General features: G+C 41.1%; 20 protein-coding genes. 15 read left to right on the forward strand and 5 right to left on the reverse strand.

The window, feature by feature from the left end:
* Positions 1 to 1,428 carry a chromosomal replication initiator protein DnaA gene (dnaA, locus tag NMK93_RS00005; RefSeq protein WP_093099955.1) on the forward strand — a complete coding sequence of 476 codons (1,428 nt, stop codon included), beginning with the start codon at positions 1 to 3 and terminating at the stop codon, positions 1,426 to 1,428.
* Positions 1,429 to 1,610: 182 nt separating this feature from the next.
* On the opposite strand, the gene NMK93_RS00010 is transcribed toward dnaA, so the two are convergent.
* The 5 genes from NMK93_RS00010 to NMK93_RS00030 form a co-directional block, all read right to left on the reverse strand.
* Positions 1,611 to 1,982: a hypothetical protein gene (locus NMK93_RS00010; protein WP_093099957.1), complete on the reverse strand. Its 372-nt coding sequence runs from the start codon at positions 1,980 to 1,982 to the stop codon at positions 1,611 to 1,613.
* A 307-nt stretch (positions 1,983 to 2,289) separates the two neighbouring features.
* The gene (gene lpxK, locus NMK93_RS00015) at positions 2,290 to 3,321 is read right to left on the reverse strand and encodes a tetraacyldisaccharide 4'-kinase (RefSeq protein WP_254526751.1); all 1,032 of its coding nucleotides are present in this window, start codon (positions 3,319 to 3,321) and stop codon (positions 2,290 to 2,292) included.
* A gap of 2 nt (positions 3,322 to 3,323) precedes the next feature.
* Positions 3,324 to 3,782, reverse strand: coding sequence for a gliding motility lipoprotein GldH (locus tag NMK93_RS00020; RefSeq protein ID WP_254526750.1), 459 nt, complete (start codon positions 3,780 to 3,782; stop codon positions 3,324 to 3,326).
* Between the two features lie 11 nt (positions 3,783 to 3,793).
* On the reverse strand, positions 3,794 to 5,164 hold the full coding sequence (locus NMK93_RS00025; RefSeq protein ID WP_185212760.1) for a regulatory iron-sulfur-containing complex subunit RicT: 1,371 nt from the start codon (positions 5,162 to 5,164) through the stop codon (positions 3,794 to 3,796).
* Between the two features lie 10 nt (positions 5,165 to 5,174).
* Positions 5,175 to 6,317 (reverse strand): hypothetical protein, encoded by a 1,143-nt coding sequence (locus tag NMK93_RS00030; RefSeq protein WP_254526749.1) that lies wholly within the window; start codon positions 6,315 to 6,317, stop codon positions 5,175 to 5,177.
* Between the two features lie 130 nt (positions 6,318 to 6,447).
* Between NMK93_RS00030 and dnaN the strand changes: the two genes are divergently transcribed.
* From dnaN to NMK93_RS00100, 14 genes are all read left to right on the forward strand, one after another.
* Positions 6,448 to 7,569: a DNA polymerase III subunit beta gene (dnaN, locus tag NMK93_RS00035; protein ID WP_185212762.1), complete on the forward strand. Its 1,122-nt coding sequence runs from the start codon at positions 6,448 to 6,450 to the stop codon at positions 7,567 to 7,569.
* A gap of 12 nt (positions 7,570 to 7,581) precedes the next feature.
* Complete coding sequence (locus NMK93_RS00040; protein ID WP_185212763.1) at positions 7,582 to 8,238, forward strand: DedA family protein; 657 nt, start codon at positions 7,582 to 7,584, stop codon at positions 8,236 to 8,238.
* A 104-nt stretch (positions 8,239 to 8,342) separates the two neighbouring features.
* On the forward strand, positions 8,343 to 8,993 hold the full coding sequence (locus NMK93_RS00045; RefSeq protein WP_185212764.1) for a DedA family protein: 651 nt from the start codon (positions 8,343 to 8,345) through the stop codon (positions 8,991 to 8,993).
* Between the two features lie 59 nt (positions 8,994 to 9,052).
* Positions 9,053 to 9,622 (forward strand): CAP domain-containing protein, encoded by a 570-nt coding sequence (locus tag NMK93_RS00050; protein ID WP_254526748.1) that lies wholly within the window; start codon positions 9,053 to 9,055, stop codon positions 9,620 to 9,622.
* Between the two features lie 38 nt (positions 9,623 to 9,660).
* Complete coding sequence (locus tag NMK93_RS00055; RefSeq protein ID WP_185212766.1) at positions 9,661 to 10,533, forward strand: YicC/YloC family endoribonuclease; 873 nt, start codon at positions 9,661 to 9,663, stop codon at positions 10,531 to 10,533.
* Between the two features lies 1 nt (position 10,534).
* Positions 10,535 to 11,104, forward strand: coding sequence for a guanylate kinase (gene gmk, locus NMK93_RS00060; protein ID WP_254526747.1), 570 nt, complete (start codon positions 10,535 to 10,537; stop codon positions 11,102 to 11,104).
* Between the two features lies 1 nt (position 11,105).
* Complete coding sequence (gene nadD / locus NMK93_RS00065; protein WP_254526746.1) at positions 11,106 to 11,690, forward strand: nicotinate (nicotinamide) nucleotide adenylyltransferase; 585 nt, start codon at positions 11,106 to 11,108, stop codon at positions 11,688 to 11,690.
* A 105-nt stretch (positions 11,691 to 11,795) separates the two neighbouring features.
* Positions 11,796 to 11,984, forward strand: coding sequence for a CsbD family protein (locus tag NMK93_RS00070; protein WP_093099980.1), 189 nt, complete (start codon positions 11,796 to 11,798; stop codon positions 11,982 to 11,984).
* A 353-nt stretch (positions 11,985 to 12,337) separates the two neighbouring features.
* Positions 12,338 to 13,114 (forward strand): 5'/3'-nucleotidase SurE, encoded by a 777-nt coding sequence (surE, locus tag NMK93_RS00075; RefSeq protein ID WP_254526745.1) that lies wholly within the window; start codon positions 12,338 to 12,340, stop codon positions 13,112 to 13,114.
* A 3-nt stretch (positions 13,115 to 13,117) separates the two neighbouring features.
* Positions 13,118 to 13,381 (forward strand): hypothetical protein, encoded by a 264-nt coding sequence (locus NMK93_RS00080; RefSeq protein WP_185212770.1) that lies wholly within the window; start codon positions 13,118 to 13,120, stop codon positions 13,379 to 13,381.
* Positions 13,382 to 13,395: 14 nt separating this feature from the next.
* A complete protein-coding gene (locus tag NMK93_RS00085) occupies positions 13,396 to 14,265 on the forward strand; it encodes a menaquinone biosynthesis family protein (protein WP_254526744.1) in 870 nt (289 codons plus the stop codon).
* A 129-nt stretch (positions 14,266 to 14,394) separates the two neighbouring features.
* Positions 14,395 to 17,694: a preprotein translocase subunit SecA gene (secA, locus tag NMK93_RS00090; RefSeq protein WP_185212772.1), complete on the forward strand. Its 3,300-nt coding sequence runs from the start codon at positions 14,395 to 14,397 to the stop codon at positions 17,692 to 17,694.
* Between the two features lie 7 nt (positions 17,695 to 17,701).
* Entirely contained in the window at positions 17,702 to 18,157 is a 456-nt protein-coding gene (locus tag NMK93_RS00095; RefSeq protein WP_185212773.1) for an SPOR domain-containing protein, read from the forward strand.
* 12 nt (positions 18,158 to 18,169) lie between these two features.
* A complete protein-coding gene (locus NMK93_RS00100) occupies positions 18,170 to 19,360 on the forward strand; it encodes a M20 family metallopeptidase (RefSeq protein WP_254526743.1) in 1,191 nt (396 codons plus the stop codon).

Below are 19,360 nucleotides of genomic sequence, written 5' to 3' on the forward strand. Positions count from 1 at the left end.
ATGGAAAAAACGTGTACAAGTGTTTGGGAAAGTTGTCTTGCAGTAATAAAAGATAATATACCAACGCAAAGTTTTAAAACATGGTTCGAGCCCGTTAAAGCTGTACGTCTAGAAGGAAACGTTTTAACTATTCAAGTACCAAGTCTGTTCTTCTATGAGTGGCTGGAAGAACATTATGTAGGTATTCTCAGAAAAACAGTTAAAAAATTCTTGGGTGAACAAGGCCGACTGGAATACAACATCGTTGTAGAGAAGTCATCTGCTAACCCACCTTACACCACCAACATTCCGTCGAATGGAAATGGTGCCGAGGGAAAGAAGCAATCAATTCCTGTTCCTGTTGCATTGAACAAGAACATCAAAAATCCTTTTGTAATTCCGGGGTTAAAGAAATTACAAGTTGATCCTCAATTAAATCAAAATTATACGTTCGACAATTTTATAGAAGGCGAATGTAACCGTTTGGCTCGTTCGGCTGGATATGCTGTCGCAAATAAACCAGGAGGAACTTCTTTCAACCCTTTGATGGTCTATGGAGATGTGGGTTTAGGTAAAACTCACCTCGCTCAAGCAATCGGTAATGAAATCAAAAGAAACTTACCAGATAAACTGGTAATCTACGTGTCATGTGAAAAGTTCTGTCAGCAGTTCGTTGACTCTTTGAAGAATAACACCATCAATGATTTCGTGAATTTTTACCAAGCAATGGATGTCATCATCATGGATGATGTGCATAATTTTGCTGGAAAAGAGAAAACACAGGATATATTCTTCCACATTTTTAATCACTTGCACCAAACAGGCAAACAGATCATCTTAACATCTGATAAAGCACCTAAGGATCTTTCTGGTCTCGAAGAAAGATTGTTAAGCCGCTTTAAATGGGGATTATCAGCCGATATTCAGGTTCCTGATCTAGAAACCAGGATGGCCATCCTTAAGAAAAAGATGTACTCAGATGGTATTGAGCTGCCAGAAAGTGTAGTGGAATATGTGGCGAATCAGATTGACAACAGTGTCCGAGAATTAGAAGGAGCAATGGTTTCTTTATTGGCGCAATCTACTCTGAACAAAAGAGAGATTGATCTGAACTTAGCAAAGTCGATGTTAAAGAACTTTGTGAAGAACACCCATAAGGAAATCTCAATGGAGTACATCCAAAAACTAGTATGTGAATACTTTGAGGTACCAGTTGAAATGGTTAAATCCAAAGTCCGTAAACGCGAAATCGTACAAGCAAGACAGATTTCAATGTATTTGGCAAAGAACCATACCAAATCTTCGCTGAAATCTATCGGTAATTTCTTTGGCGGTCGTGACCACTCTACCGTAATCTATGCTTGCCAAACAGTTGAAGACCTTATCGAAACCGATAAGAAATTCAAGACTTATGTGCAAGACATCCAAAAGAAATTAAAAGCTTCTTAAAAAACACATTGTAAAGAAAGAAATTGAAAAGCTTGGGAGAACATCCCAAGCTTTTTTATTTTGATACTATCCGAATAGTCTAAAGACTTTCTACCAATTACTTTCATCTACTTAAAAAGTAGAAAAGGGACTGCAGCTACTGCAGTCCCTTTTCTATTTATGAAACATGAATATTAGTTAGATTATTGTACTTGTTTCGGCTCTGGCATAGTAGCTTTTTTCGCTGCACGAGCTTCTACAATCTTAGCGTACAATGGTTTTTGTTCATCAGTCAACAAATCAGATACTTTTTTGTCTAGATCTGAATTCAAAGCCTCAATTTGAGTAGCTTTTGCATCAGCTGCTGCTGTAGTGTCTGCCTTTAAAGCCAATTTAGCTTTTTTGTGCTCTAGTACTACATTATAGATTTGTGCCTGTTGATCTTCTGTCAAGTTCAACTGTTGTGTCCATTCGGTTACAGTTGCTTTTGCTTTCTCTTCTGGATTTACTTCCTGAGCAAATGTTAGAGTTAGTGAAAATAATACTGCGGATACTGCTAAAAATAACTTTTTCATGATTTTAATTTTTTTGTTTAATACTTTATTATTTACTCCGTTTCTGTACAATAAATAACAGTCGAATTGTATCTTTTATTGTATGATTGTATCATGTTTGTTACTTTTTAACATTTCTTAACAAGATAATAATACAAACTCAGGGTGATTAAATTTAAAGATTATTGGCCCTACGTATGTTTGGAGCATGATTCTAGTTAAATTCTAATTATTTCAGTTGAATTGAAAAAATATTACAATATGTGACAAAAAAGAAAAAGCTACTTGATGTCAAGTAGCTTTTATTTATCGATAATTGATAAGTTCCTTATGATTTATTTTCTATCGAACTTTCTAATTCTTGAAAAAACTCAATTTCCTTTTCGATAACAATATCAATTGGTATATAAAACGTTGGGATATCTTTCAGTTTATTCAGGTCCAGTCGCTGCGCATCCTTTTCGGTCGTCAAAAGGATAGCGTCCTTGCTTTCATTTAATTTTTCGAACCGTCCTGTGATTACCTTATAATCGAAATCATCAAATTGATGATGGTCTGCGAATTTTAAATGCTCAATCTTTATTCCTTGACTATTTAGGTGCTGTACAAGTGGTTTGGGATTTGCAATCCCTGTGATAAGTAAGATAGTCTTTCTTGAAATAGGATGGTCTGATTCAGTATTGTTTAAAGGAATCCATTCCTTATAGCCTATACGGCTATAAAAGATGCCTGCCCTGCTGTTATGTTTCCTGATCTTTTCCTGGATCTTTAATTTGTTTTCAAATGGAATATAATCAGGGCACTTGCTAATGAGGATAAGATCTGCCCTTTTGGTCTGATCAAAGGTATCTCGATATTGGCCCGTTGGCAATAATATAATAGGCTCTAGGATGGAATGGTATTCAAAGACTAAAATAGAAGAGGTTGGCTTCACCTTACGGTGCTGATATGCATCATCAAGCAGGACCAGGTCATGGTCTTTATTTAGGATTTCAATGCCCTCTGCCCTATTTTCATCCACAGATATGCTGATATCTGGAAAGTTCTTTTTGAATTGCAAAGGTTCATCGCCAACATTTTCAACGAGGTCATCCACTTGGACCAACCGAAAGCCTTTGGTTTTCCTGCCATAGCCCCGGCTTAGGGTCGCAAGCCGATATTTGTCCTTGAAATGGGCAATAAGTTTTTGGGTTAATGGGCTTTTTCCTGCTCCACCTACCGCCAAATTACCGATCACAATAGTTTTGATGTCAAATGTCCTAGACGAGAGGATATTTAGGTCATACAACTTGTTTCTTACCCAAATTATTAAGGTATAGAGGATGGTAAAGGGAAGCAACGACCACCTTAAAAGCTGCATATCTATTTCTTGATTAACTTGATTCCAACATCGTTTATTCCCCTCAAAGGATTGTCACGCATGTTCTGTTGGATTGAAAATACATATTTTCCCGTATCCGGAAAAGTAAAATTCTCCTGCAACAGTTTGGTCTGCTCGTACAAATTACCGGCAGAAGGGCCAATCCAGCGTCCATCAGCTTCCGCTAACTTGAAATTATAGTGGGCACTGCTATCTAGGATTCCTAAACCTTTTTGTTTGATTCCAAATGAAAAATTGGAATATGGATAGTAGGCGGTATGCCTTAGGTTGATAAACAGATCGTACTTATCTTGTTTATTCTGTACATCTACCTCAAATTGAGGTTTAAAACCGTTATCCCAGAGTTGACCTGGGATAACGGAATTTCTTTCATAGAATGCCCCTTCCTGACAGGAGGTCAGTAAAAGAGCAACAATAGCTATGAATACAGTTCTATGCATAGGATTAGTACTTAACCCTCAGAATTATTGTCTTTGTTTTTGTTATTGAAACGTCTATTCTTGTTCTGAGGCCTTCTCCTATTGGTTTTCTGACCTTCTCCAGCTTCCGAATTTCCATTGTTTTCCTTTGGCTTAGGCTGTTTGTTGCCATTGTTTTGTGGCTTATTTTCAGCTTTTGGCTTTTGGTTGCCTTGTTCAGGACTTTGTTTCTGTCCATTCTCAGGCTTACCTGGAGTACGTTTTGGTTTGCGTTTCTTTTTCTTTTTATTGCGTTCGTCAAGGCGGGTCAAACTATCTTGTCCAACGACATTTTCATAGTCTGGAATCGCCACATTGATGATTTCCTCTTTTTCAGGGACGATCAATTCTTGCGGTTTCTTGCCTTGTGCGTTCAATTCAGCAAATTCTTTTACCTGCTGCACAGATAGTGGAATCCACGATTCTGCATGTGGATATGAAAACCACATGGTCTTCTTGAAGATATCTGTTTTCTGCAAGTAAGCCATACCAGAATGCGTTTCGATACGATCGATATTGTTTGGAATATCCTTTAAGGCATCCATATAGCTGTCCAATTCATAGTTCAGACAACATTTCAATTTACCGCATTGTCCCGCTAGTTTCAAGGTATTCAGGGAAAGGTTCTGATACCTAGCCGCAGAGGTAGAAACAGTTTTGAAGTCCGTAAGCCATGTCGAACAACAGAGCTCCCGTCCACAAGAACCAATTCCTCCCAAACGACTGGCTTCCTGGCGCATTCCGATCTGTCTCATCTCGATACGAATGCGGAAAGCTTCCGCCATTCTCTTGATCAGCTCCCGGAAATCCACACGGCCTTCTGCTGTATAGTAGAAGGTAGCCTTTGTCTTATCACCTTGATAATCTACGTCTGAAATCTTCATGGACAAGCCCAGCTCCAGTGCCAAATTACGGGCTCGGTGCATGGTTTCCCATTCAAGATCCTTTGCAAGATTATACTTGGCAACATCATTTTCTGTTGCCTTTCGGTATACTTTTTTTACAACGTCGTCAGGTTTAACGTTGTTCTTTTTCAATTGTAGTCTTACCAATTCACCAGTCAAAGAAACGTGGCCAATGTCGTATCCCCCAGTATTAGGTTCCACAACCACCATTTCTCCCATTTCAAGGTATAAATTGTCCGTATTTACAAAAAACTCCTTTCTTGAGCCTTTAAAACGAACTTCTACAATATCAAAAGGTTTATAGTTAGATGGCAAGTCCATATCGACTAACCAATCGTAAACATCCAATTTATTACATCCGCTGGTCATGCACGTACCGTTGTTATTGCAACCTGCTGGTACTGTGCCTAGTGATTTACTTCCGCAACCACCCCCGGATGAGCAACTGCCACATCCCATATGTCTAAAATTATATATATTGAGTTCCCGCTGGGAACGTATTGTATTTAAATAATAAAACTAACTGCAAAGATAAATCTAAAAATAATATTTTAGGATTTGCGTTTCTTTCCACAGAATAATGCGTTTTTTCCAGTAATTCTATAGCAACCTGCAACTTTTCCAAGCTGCTGATCTCACTAAATTTTTTCACGAACTCCAATTCCGCATTCTTAAGAAAGACTAATTGATCTAGCCCTTGGTTTAAAAGCACGATCTGTCTGAGCACATTTATGCTGTACAATAAGAACAGTTTTTGGTTCTCCCGGCCCAATTTGCTGATTTCTTCATCACAGATCTGAATAATGTTCAAACCTGCATCCGTCACGATACACCTCAACCAACGGATCAAAAGGTCAAAGTTTTCGTTAGAAGACTCTTCCAGCTGGTCCAGTGCGGATTGCATGTTTCCATCAGCGATAAAAGCCACCTCATTGGCACGAACAGGATCTATATTTTTCTGCTCGATCAGGAACTGCATCAATTCCTCATGGGAAAGCTTATTGACCTTCATCAATTGCGTCCTGGAGATGATCGTGTTCAAGATCTTGTCCTGATTTTCGGCAACCAACAAGAACAAAGTCTTCGCAGGAGGCTCTTCGATCAATTTCAACAGAGCATTGCCCTGTGTATCGAGATATTCCGGCAGCCACATGATCAAAACCTTATATTCAGCTTCAAAAGCTTTCAGGCTTAATTTCTTGATGATATCATGCGCTTCGGCGATATTGATGTTTGCCTGTTTGTTTTCCGCTTCCAATTGGTTTCTCCAATGGCTCAAGCTCAGATAAGGATTTTCCAGAAAGGCCTTACGCCAATCTTCCATATGGGTACTTGCCGTTTCATCCGCTTTTTTTGCAAAGAAAGGATAAGAAAAGTGTAAGTCAGGGTGAATCAATTTCTCGTACTTTAGGCATGAAGGGCATATCCCACAGCTATCGTCGGCTTGCGGCTGTTCACAATTGATAAACTGGGCATAGGCAAGGGCCAAAGCTAAGCTGCCAGATCCTTCTGGACCTAGAAACAGTTGAGCGTGACTTACTCGATTTTCTCTTACCGTTGAAATAAGATGTTGTTTGAGCGCCTGATGGCCTACGATATTTTTAAATTGCATACCTAATCTTACAAATGTACAAATTTTAATGCAGTGCTTTTTAATGTTTATGCAGCTGAACTCGAATTTGAATTGCAAAAAATTAGATTCTTTTCTGTATTATTGCAATAAAATCTATTAGCTAAAAGAAATGAGATTTATTGTATCTACATCTATATTACTTAAACAATTACAAGCTATTAGTGGCGCCTCCAGCTCCAGCACGGTGCTACCAATCCTAGAAAACTTCTTGTTTGAAATCAAGGACAACCTCCTGACCATCTCCGCTACGGATTTACAGACCAGTATGGTGACCACCCTTCAGATTGAAGCTAAGGAAGAAGGACGCGTTGCTATGCCATCAAAAATCTTGATCGAGACGTTGAAAACTCTTCCGGATCAGCCTGTGGCATTCTCTGTAGATACCAAAACTTTAGCTATCGAGATTTCTGCCGGAGACGGTAAATACAAGCTTAGTGGTGAAAATGCGGACGACTTCCCAAAAATCCCTGTCGTAGAGAATATTTCTACCGTAAATATCTCTGCACCGATCTTGTTGGAAGCCATCAATAAAACCATTTTTGCAGTAAGCAATGACGAACTTCGCCCTGCCATGTCAGGCGTATTCGTGCAATTGGCGGAGCAATCGACTACTTTTGTGGCTACTGATGCGCATAAATTGGTCCGTTATCGCCGCACAGATGTTGGAGCTGATAAACCAACATCGATCATTTTGCCTAAAAAAGCACTTACTCTATTAAAATCATCTCTTCCTTCGGATGATGTGAATGTTTCAATAGAGTACAACAATACCAACGCATTCTTCCAATTCGGAACCATCAACTTGATCTGTAGATTGATCGATGAGCGTTATCCAGATTACGAAGCCGTAATCCCTCGTTTGAACCCTAATAAACTGACTGTAGACCGTTCTTTATTCCTGAACACCCTACGCCGTGTGGTAATCTTTGCAAACAAAACTACACACCAAGTAAGGTTAAAGATCTCAGGAAGCGAACTGCACATCTCTGCTGAGGATTTGGACTTCTCCAATGAGGCACACGAGAGATTGAGCTGTCAGTTTGAAGGTGAAGACATGGAGATCGGATTCAACGCGAAGTTCTTGGTAGAAATGCTTAATAACCTAAACTGTGAAGAGGTCGTACTGGAAATGAGTACACCAAACCGTGCAGGTTTATTAGTACCGGCAATCAAGGAAGAACACGAAGATATCTTGATGTTGGTGATGCCAGTGATGTTGAACAATATTTAATAGCTCAAAACTTTGGATTTAATTTATTCCCTAATTGACTTTATCCTCCATATTGATGATCATTTGGTGGAAATCGTCAATAACTATCAGACTTGGACCTATTTGATCCTCTTCCTGATCATTTTTGCCGAAACTGGTCTTGTCGTTACTCCATTCTTACCTGGAGACTCCCTTCTATTTGCAACTGGCGCAATCATCGCCAAGCCAGAAACTGATCTGAACGTCTTTTTGATGTGGGGATTGTTGATGGTGGCAGGTATTTTAGGAGACATGGTGAACTACCATATCGGTAAGTACATTGGACCAAAAGCCTTTTCAGGGAAATATAAGTTCCTAAAGAAAGAATATTTAGAAAAGACAGAGAAGTTCTACGATAAATACGGTGGCAAAACCATTATCTACGCGCGTTTTGTTCCGATCGTCAGGACCTTTGCCCCATTTGTAGCTGGTGTAGGATCAATGTCCTACGGAAAGTTTGCTTCATACAATGTTATCGGAGCCATTTTATGGGTAACCTCCTTTTTGTTTATTGGATACTTCTTCGGAGGCCTTCCAATTATCAAGGACAACTTTACCTTAGTGGTCTTCGCCATCATTATCTTGTCCATACTGCCTCCAATCATTGAGGTGATCAAAGAAAAATACGGAAAGAAAAAGGAAGCTGAGTAAGCTTCCTTTTTCTTTTAAATAGCCCTATTGCAGACTCAGGATCATATTCAAGGAAAAGAATTAGCTTGGTGCAATTCTTGCAGTGGAAATTCGAATTTGAAAACATGGAATTAATTTCAACCCTGATCGACTTTATTCTCCATATCGACAAGCATTTGATCGATATTACCCAAGAATATCAGACTTGGACCTACCTGATCCTTTTCCTGATCATCTTTGCAGAGACTGGACTGGTGGTTACCCCATTCCTTCCCGGCGACTCGGTCCTGTTCGCCATGGGAGCCCTGATCGCAAAACCTGAAACAAACCTTAGTCTTTGGGTCATGCTGGTCCTGTTGATTGCCGCGGCCATTATCGGTGATTTTGTCAACTATGAAATAGGGAAACACTTTGGACAGCGGGTCTTTACAAAAGACTCCAAGATCTTCAAGCTCTCCTATCTTGAGAAAACCCAAAGCTTTTACAATAAATATGGCCTCAAGACCATTATCTATGCACGTTTTGTGCCCATTGTCAGGACCTTTGCCCCGTTTGTTGCCGGCGTAGTCAAGATGCCTTATTCCAAATTCGGTCTATACAATATCGTTGGAGGTGTCCTGTGGGTAACGATGTTTCTTTTGGGCGGTTATTTCTTCGGGCAGATCCCATTTGTCAAGAACAATTTCTCGATCGTGGTGCTTGCCATCATCGGCATCTCCCTATTGCCCCCTATCATTGAGGTCATAAAAGAAAAAACAGCCAAGAAATCAGCTTAAATTAATAAAGCTGTTTAAACGTTGAGTTTTTTCTGAAGTCTGTATCCTTAAACACAGCTATGAGATATATTTTATTTGCATTTATCATTTGGGCACAGCCAATCCTTGCCCAGAACATCAAGATCGACAAACGCGAAGCCAAGAAAGCTTACCAATACCTCAATGATTTTCGGATGAACCCCAAGAAATATGGTCGCGAAATTCGGGTGAACAATCTTAGAAATGTAAAACAGACCCGTTTGGTCTGGAATGATAAACTGGCAAAAGTAGCTGAGGAGCGAGCCAAAGATATGGCGAGGAGAAATTACTTCGACCATACCGACCCAAGCGGTTACGGACCAAATTACCATATCAACAAGGCAGGAAATTACTTAAATCCCGATTGGCTGAAGAAAAAAAGCACCAATAATTTTGAGTCCATCGGAGCCAACCACGAAACCGCCATTGATGGCATCAAATCCTTTATCATTGGCCGTGGATCGCCCGGATTTATGCACAGGAAGCATGTTTTGGGCATGGATGAATGGAACGGATCTTTAAAGGATATAGGCATAGGTTTTGCCCGCGTAAAGCGTGGTGCCGCCTATAAAACCTATTTATGCGTGATAATCGCCAAACATGATTGGTAATAGACTCGTTCTTTTCTGTAAGTTTTTTACCTTTGCATATGATAAAATCGATGACAGGTTACGGTATGGGGACCGCTGAAAACGGAACCGTTAAATATACCGTAGAGATCAAATCCTTAAATTCTAAGTTCTTGGAACTTAACCTTCGCCTACCAAAAGCTGTTTCAGACAAGGAATTGGTGCTTCGTGGTGAATGCAGCAAACTGATTGAACGCGGTAAGGTAAATATCAACATAAGCACCGAATATGTTGACCAAACTGCCAAAGCAGCAAGTATCAACGCAGATCTATTAAAAGAATACTATAGACAATTGCAGGACATTGCCTTCCAATTGGGCGATACCAAAGCCAATCTTTTTGAACAAGCCCTGAACATGCCTGAAGTTATCAGCCATGATGATGAGGTGGACGAAGAAGAAGGCAAGGTCTTGATGGATTCCTTTTACGCTGCAGTAAAACAGTTCAACAGCTTTAGAGCTGATGAGGGCGCTGTCCTTAAAAAGGATCTTGAATACCGTGTTTCCTTGATTTTATCATACCTAACCGAAGTAGAAGCTGTTGAAGGAAGCCGTATTCCCTTGATCCGTGAAAGGATCAACCAATATATGGAAGAAGCTGTGGGCAAAGAGAATGTAGACATGAACCGTTTTGAACAAGAACTGGTTTTTTACATCGAGAAACTAGATATCACGGAAGAGAAAGTTCGCCTTCGCTCCCACTGCAACTATTTTGTGGAAGCCCTGAACAGCCAAGATTCCAATGGTAAGAAACTAGGATTTATTTCCCAGGAAATGGGCCGTGAAATCAATACCTTGGGTTCAAAGGCCAACAATGCCCAGATCCAACAGATTGTCGTGAAAATGAAGGACGAGTTGGAAAAAGTCAAAGAACAACTATTAAACGTACTATAGCATGAGCGGAAAACTGATTATTTTTTCTGCTCCATCTGGGGCAGGGAAAACAACTATCGTTAGAAGATTATTGGAAAAGCATAGCGATAAGATTGCATTTTCTATCTCTGCAAGCACCCGTCAACCCCGCGGTGCTGAAGTAAATGGTGTCGATTACTACTTTATTTCCAAAGAAGACTTCTTGCACAAAGTGGCTAAACACGAATTCATAGAATTTGAAGAGGTTTACTCAGGAACATTCTACGGAACCCTGCGGTCTGAGGTAGAGCGTATCTGGAACGAAGGCAAGCACGTGATCTTTGATATCGATGTGGTTGGAGGACTTCGCTTGAAATCTAAGTTCCCAGACCAAGCCTTGGCTATTTTCGTAAATCCTCCTTCCTTAGAAGTCTTGAAAGAAAGATTGACCGGGAGAGGTACAGATTCCCAGGAAAAATTGAACGAACGATTTGCAAAGGCGGAACATGAGCTGAGCTTTGCCGATAAATTTGATGTGATCCTGCATAACAATGACCTGGAAACAGCCTGTGCAGAAGCAGAAAAACTGGTATTAGACTTTATCAATTCATAATATGGCAAAAAGTAAAGTTGGATTATTCTTTGGTTCCTTTAATCCTGTCCATATCGGACATTTGATTATTGCCAATTATATGGCCAACTATACTTCTTTGGACGAGGTATGGTTCATTGTATCCCCTCAGAATCCCTTTAAGGAGAAAAAGAGCCTTGGTAACATGTATGATCGCCTGGAAATGGTCAATTTGGCCATTGAAGGTTCGGATAAACTACGTGCCAGCGACATCGAGTTTTCATTGCCTCAACCCTCCTATACCATAGATACCCTCACCCACTTGACGGAAAAATATCCGACCAAGGAATTTATCCTGATCATGGGGGAAGACAATCTCCAGGGACTTTTGAAATGGAAGAATGCGGATATCCTGCTTCGCGACTATAAAATCGTGGTCTATCCTAGACCCGGCTATGATGGCGGCGAATTGAAGGAACATCCATCCATCAGCATGACCGATACGCCTGTTATGGAACTGTCGTCCACCTTCCTGAGAAACGCCATCAAGGAGGGGAAATCCATTAAGTTTTACACCCCGGATGCAGTCATCGATTTTATCGACAAAAAGGGGCTATATTCATCCTAACCGCAGAATACCTTTCACTTTATTAAAAAAATAAATTTTTGAAAACCATTTTTTCAACTTCCTGTTTATCGTATATATCACATTAATCAAAGGAGGAAAATCAAAATGGATAAATTAGATTTAAAAGGTAAATGGAACGAGTTGAAAGGCAAGATCAAACAACAATATGCCGAGTGGACAGATGATGATTTGGCCTATGAAGAAGGAAAAGACGATGAGTTACTGGGCAAATTGCAACAGAAGCTTGGTAAATCCAGAGAAGAAGTAATTGACTGGTTGAATAAACTAGGTTAATGTAATAAATAGGAAGAAGAAGGTCGACATCATGTCGACCTTCTTCTATTATAGAGTATGGCTAAAATCTAGGCCTTGGATTTCAGCTTGAAAGCAGCCTGTTTATAGCAGAATTACCTTGACCTTATTCGAGGCATATTCGAGAGACCTCTTCAAAATTCAATTTTGCCTCGAATAAGGGTAAAACAAGGTCAAAAGATAAATATATAGCCTCAGCATGCAGATGGGTAGAAAGAATAATGTGGCATGTTATCCATTCCTTACGGAAGGCTTAATGGAAACCTATTGAATCTTTAACATCTTCATGATTTTGGGAGGCTGATAATGAACTCATATTTTACTAACTTAGCACTATGACAAAAAAGAGACCCACGATATTGGTCGTAAATGACGATGGAATTACGGCGCCAGGAATAAAAATTCTTTTAGAGGTTATGCAGGAAATTGGGGATGTCGTGGTGGTAGCACCGGACAGTCCACAGTCTGGAATGGGCCATGCCATTACGATTGGCAAGCCTTTACGACTGGATAAGATAGACCTGTATCCTGGGGTTGAGATGTATAAATGTTCGGGTACTCCTGTTGATTGCGTCAAATTGGCCGTCAACAAGATCTTTAAAGGAAAGAAACCAGACTTATGTGTGTCAGGTATCAACCATGGTTTGAACTACTCCATCAACGTGCTGTATTCAGGGACCATGTCTGCAGCTGTGGAAGGGGCTATCGAGGGTATCCCATCGATTGGATATTCTTTGGATGACTTCGCGCACAATGCCGATTTTTCCCATACCCGTTCCTGGGTGAAGACCATTGCAGAGCAGGTATTGAAAAACGGCCTGCCTAAAAACTCCCTATTGAACGTGAACTTTCCAAATAAGAACGTAGATATCAAGGGCATCAAAATCTGCAGGCAAGCGAATGCCAAGTGGTTTGAGGAGTTTGATGAACGTTTGGACCCCTATAAGAGAGAGTATTTTTGGATGACCGGTAAATTTGACTTGCAGGATCGCGGGGAAGATACCGACGCCTATGCGATCATAAATGGTTATGTTTCCATCGTACCGACGCAGTTTGATATGACAGCTCACCATGTTATTCCGGAGTTGAATTCTTGGTCATTTGACAGTTAATACATGAAAAACAGTCTTCTTGTGGGCGTGCTAATGGGATTAGTTTGCCCATTGATAGCCTTTTTGGCGATGAAATTCACCAATATCCAAACCCAGGTCTTTCCCGATAAACCGACCGGTCTATATGTGATTGCTGCTGCAATCAATTTAGTAGGTTGTTGGATCAGTTATAAAAAGGAAAAGGATCTATTGGGGAACGGTTTGGTATTGGCAACTTTTTTAGGAATGATACTATTGGTGCTGACCAAGAACATCAGCATCACATAAAATTGAAAGAAAACATGGAACTTACATTGGGATTTTCTCCCTGTCCGAACGATACCTTTATATTTGATGCCTTGATCCATAACAAGATCGATTGCGAAGGCCTACAGTTTCACGTGGAATACCATGATGTTGAAACCTTGAATGCCAAGGCATTCCGGGGCGACCTGGACATCACTAAACTGAGCTACCATGCCTTTGCGTATGCCGTGGAGGACTATGAGCTTTTGGATGCTGGGTCTGCACTTGGGTTTGGTGTAGGACCTTTGTTGATCTGCAAGGATGAGTCCCTGGCAAAAGAATTGGCTAGTTATGCCGGTCAGGATCTACCCGAACGATTCAAAGAGCTGAAGGTGGGAATCCCCGGGAAATTTACGACAGCGAACTTCTTGTTGAGCTTGGCCTTTCCAGGCCTGTTGAACAAGCAGGTCATGCTGTTTTCAGAAATTGAGCAGTCCTTACTGGACGGGAGCATCGATATCGGGCTGATCATCCATGAAAACAGGTTTACCTATATGGACAAAGGTCTGCACAAAATCGTGGACCTGGGCGACTATTGGGAGAGAACCACGGGTTCGGCCATCCCTTTGGGCGGGATCGTGATCAAGAGATCGCTGCCAGAAGAGGTCAAGCTGAAGGTGAACCGGTTGATTTCGGAAAGCGTCAGGTTTGGTTTTGACCACCCTAAGTCGGGGCTGGAGTATATCCGTTCGCATGCCCAGGAAATGGAAGAATCGGTGATGTACAAGCATATTGAACTCTATGTAAACCAGTATTCCGAAAACCTAGGTGAAGAGGGGAAAAAGGCCATCCGACAGATGTTTGAAAAGGCACTGGAACTCAACTTAGTGCCCAGTACGGGGAAAAACATATTTTTAGTAAAATAATTGATAAAAAAGAATCAGGAAAGCATTAGTTATCAACCTTAATAATTAAATTTGCCCGATTAATGTCAAAATGTCTGCTTATTTGATTTGGAGTCATTATTGTACATGCGAATAGAGAAATAGAAAATTATGTTAAAGTTTTTAAGCAAGTTATTTGGTAGTAAGTCCGAAAGAGATGTTAAGGGAGTACAGCCATTAGTAAATAAAATCAAGGAAGAATACGAGAAATTATCCGCTTTGACGCATGATGAGCTACGTGGGAAGACCTTGGATTTTAAACAAAGAATCGGCAACTATTTGCAAGACATCGACAATGAAATCAACAGTCTGAAGCAAGAGGCTGAGGCTACGGAGGACATGGAGCTAAAAACTTCAACCTACGACAAGATTGACAAATTGACAAAAGATCGCGATAAGAAGCTTGAGGAAGTATTATTGGAAATATTACCTGAAGCTTTTGCTGTTGTTAAGGAAACAGCTCGTCGCTTTACAGAAAATAAAGAGATTGAGGTTACGGCATCTGAATTCGATAGAGAAATCGCTGCCCGTAAACCGAACGTTAGCATTCAAGGAGATAAAGCCATTTGGAAGAACACTTGGATCGCTGCGGGTTCTGAAGTTACCTGGAACATGGTTCACTACGACGTACAGTTGATCGGTGGTATCGTGTTGCACCAAGGAAAGATTGCCGAGATGTCAACGGGTGAAGGTAAGACCTTGGTAGGAACATTGCCTACTTACTTGAACGCTTTGGCGGGTCAAGGTATCCACATCGTAACGGTGAACGACTATTTGGCACGTCGTGACTCGGAATGGAACGGTCCTATCTTCGAATTCCACGGAATGAGCGTTGACTGTATCGACAAATACCAACCGAACTCACCACAACGTCGTCAGGCTTATATGAGCGATATCGTTTATGGTACAAACAACGAGTTTGGTTTTGACTATTTGCGTGACAATATGACGAACACCAAAGAATCTATGGTTCAGCGCAAATTGCACTTTGCCATGATCGATGAGGTGGATTCGGTATTGATCGATGATGCGCGTACGCCATTGATTATCTCTGGACCTATTCCAATGGGCGACCAACATGAGTTCTATCAATTGAAACCAAGGATCGAACGGTTGGTAAATGCTCAAAAAGCCTATATCAACACGGTTTTGAACCAAGCGAAGAAAGCAATTGCAGATAATGACACCGATCCTGAAAAAGGTGGATTGGCATTATTCCGTGCTTACCGTGGTTTGCCTAAGAACAAAGCATTAATTAAATATCTATCTGAAGGAAATCACCGTCAGATCCTACAAAAAGTAGAAAACTACTATATGCAAGAGCAAAACCGTCATATGCCTAAGGCAGATGCGGAACTGTTCTTCGTTATCGATGAGAAAAACAATCAGGTAGAACTTACTGAAAAAGGTATTGAGTTGATCACTGCTACAGGTGAGGATCCAAACTTCTTTATCCTTCCAGACGTAGGTACTGAGATTGCTGAAATCGAAAAAGCAGATCTTCCTATCGAAGAGAAAGCTCAACAGAAAGAAGAGTTGATGCGCGATTACTCAATCAAAGCAGAGCGTATCCACTCCATCAACCAATTGTTAAAAGCTTATACCCTATTTGAAATCGACGATCAATATATCGTTGATGAGGGTAAGGTTAAGATTGTAGATGAGCAAACCGGTCGTATCATGGACGGACGTCGTTATTCTGACGGATTACACCAAGCGATCGAAGCCAAAGAGAACGTAAAGGTCGAGGATGCTACCCAAACGTATGCAACCATTACCTTACAGAACTACTTCCGTATGTACCACAAGCTATCGGGAATGACCGGTACGGCATCAACAGAGGCTGGAGAGCTTTGGGAAATCTACAAATTGGATGTGGTTGAAATTCCAACGAACAAAGTAATTCAACGTGATGACCGTCAAGATTTGATCTATCGTACGGCACGTGAGAAATATAATGCGGTAGCACAAGAAATCCAGACCTTGACAGAACAAGGCCGACCAGTATTGGTGGGTACGACTTCTGTAGAGATTTCAGAGTTGTTGAGCCGTATGTTGAAGTTACGTGGTGTAAAACACAACGTGTTGAACGCGAAGCTTCACCAAAAAGAGGCAGACATCGTTGCAGAAGCAGGACGTCCAGGCCAAGTAACCATTGCCACCAACATGGCAGGTCGTGGTACGGATATTAAGCTTACCCAAGAGGTAATCAATGCAGGTGGTTTAGCGATCATCGGTACAGAGCGCCATGAGTCTCGTCGTGTTGACCGTCAGTTAAGAGGTCGTGCAGGACGTCAAGGGGATCCAGGTTCATCTCAATTCTTTGTATCCCTAGAAGATCCATTGATGCGTTTATTCGCTTCAGAGCGTATCTCTAACCTTATGGTTAAAATGGGTGTTGAAGATGGCGAGGTAATGCAACACGGTATGTTGACCAAATCTATCGAGCGTGCACAACGTAAAGTAGAGGAAAACAACTTCGGTACACGTAAGCATCTATTGGAATACGATGACGTGATGAACTCGCAACGTACGGTAATCTATACCAAACGTAAGAACGCGTTGTTCGGTGAGCGTTTAGATGTAGATTTGAACAATACCATCTATGATGTTGTTGAGGATGTTGTATTGGAGGCAAAAGAGGACAATTCCTATGATGAATTCCAAATCGAGGTGATCCGTGTATTTGCAATCAATCCTGAAATTACACAAGAAGAATTTGCAAGTGAGTCAGCGCCTAATTTAGTTGACAAATTATTTGATCAAGTTATCAATTACTACCACCGCAAGGCTGTAAACATCGCTGAACAGACTTTACCGGTATTGACAAACGTGCTTGCTGAGCGTGGTGGTATGATAGAAAATATCATTGTTCCTTTTACAGATGGAATTCGTGGCATTCAAGTTGCTACAAATTTGCAAAAAGCTGTAGAAAGTAAAGGTAAAGACGTATTCAAATCATTTGAGAAAGGCATCGTTCTAGCTTTGATTGATGAAGCATGGAAAGAGCACCTTCGTGAGATGGATGATTTGAAACAATCTGTACAGAACGCGCGATACGAGCAAAAAGACCCTATCATTATCTATAAAATGGAGGCTTACAACTTGTTTAAGACAATGTTGGCCGGCATGAACAAAGATATTGTTAGCTTCTTGTTCAAAGGCGAGATTCCTGGACAGCAGCAAGAACCTCAAAACATTCAAGCAGCACGCCCAGAAGCGCCAAAGGTAAAAGTTAAAGAAACAAAAGAAGAGTTAAGTTCTCCAACTGGAGTATCTGAAGAGGACCTGAACACGCAGGAAGCTCAAGTTACCCAACCTATCCGTAAGGATCAGGCCATTGGAAGAAATGATGAATGTCCTTGTGGTTCTGGGTTGAAGTATAAAAACTGTCACGGAAAACAAGGTTAATTAAAAAATGAAATACAAAGGATTTATAGTTAGCTTCTTGATGCTGTTCGCCATCGTATCAGTATCAAAGGCACAAGAGAACAAAGTAATTGTTGAAAAGGATTCTTTAATCGGACTTTTACAAGAATTCCGTTCATTCTATGCTTTAAATCCTACCGCCAGTAAGACGGTAAGTCTGGAGCCTAAAACCATTGACAAATCTCGTGCAACACGTGTGAAGGTCCGTGGTTTTAGGGTACAGATCTTTTCTGGTTCCAGCCGCAGGGATGCTGAAAATGTACAGCGTAGTTTCCAAAGCCAGAATTCAGATATCAATGCTTACCTAGATTATGTAGAACCAAACTACAGGGTCAAAGTAGGCGACTTTACTAGCCGTTCTGCAGCGACGGCCTATATGCGAGAGCTTCGCGGCCGATACAATAATGTATTTGTCTTTGTCGAGGACGTCTGGACATGGCAATAGTGGAGGATCAACATGCCAATATCAAAACAAAGAATTCAAGAATTAGCCCAATCTTACTTTCAAGAAACGGTAAACAACAGAAGGTTCCTACATCAGAATCCTGAATTGTCCTTTGAAGAATACAACACCTCGGCATTTATCAAACAAGTGCTGACAGACCTGGAGATTCCTTTTGAACCCATGGCCAATACAGGCGTTGTAGCCTTGATCAAAGGAGATTTACCTTCGGACAAAGTGCTTGCCCTACGAGCAGATATGGACGCACTTCCGATCACTGAGGTGGAAGGCAGATCGTATGGCTCCAAGAATGTCGGGGTGATGCATGCCTGTGGGCATGATGTGCATACCTCTTCTTTGCTGGGGGTGGCTAAGATATTGAATGAATTGAAGCCTGAATTTGGCGGAACCCTGAAGCTTATCTTCCAACCTGGAGAAGAAAGGCTACCGGGAGGTGCTTCCTTAATGATCAAGGAAGGGGTATTGCAAAATCCCGAACCTCAAGGGATCGTTGGACAGCATGTAATGCCTTTTATCGAAGCCGGCAAAGTTGGTTTCCGCTCCGGTAAATATATGGCATCCTGCGATGAGTTGTTTATGACGGTTCGTGGTAAAGGAGGGCATGGAGCTCAACCCCATCAGAATATTGACCCCATCGCCATTACGGCGCAGATCATATCGGCCATGCAACAGATTGTGAGCCGTGTTGCAGATCCAAGGACCCCTTCGGTTTTATCTTGGGGGAAGATCATTGGAAATGGCGCTACAAACGTTATCCCTGAAGAGGTTTATCTGGAAGGTACTTTCAGGACCTTTGATGAAAAATGGAGAGCGGAAGCCCATGAGAAAATGCACAAGATGGCAGTTGGCATTGCAGAAGGTATGGGTGCTACCTGTGATTTTGAAATCAGAAAAGGATATCCATTCCTGATCAATGAACCTCAGATTACGGAAGCTTCCCGTTCGTATGCCCAAGAGTATCTTGGCCATGAGAATGTTGTTGAGCTTGATCTATGGCCGGCAGCAGAGGATTTTGCCTATTATTCTCAAGAAACAAATGCATGTTTCTATAGGTTGGGCACAGGAAATCAAGCCAAAGGAATACAATCTGCAGTACATACTTCAACCTTTGACATCGACGAAACTGCACTTCAAACCAGTATTGGTCTGATGTCCTATATTGCAGTCCGTTATTTAGGCAATTAA

Source organism: Sphingobacterium sp. LZ7M1 (genome assembly GCF_024296865.1).
GTDB lineage: Bacteria > Bacteroidota > Bacteroidia > Sphingobacteriales > Sphingobacteriaceae > Sphingobacterium.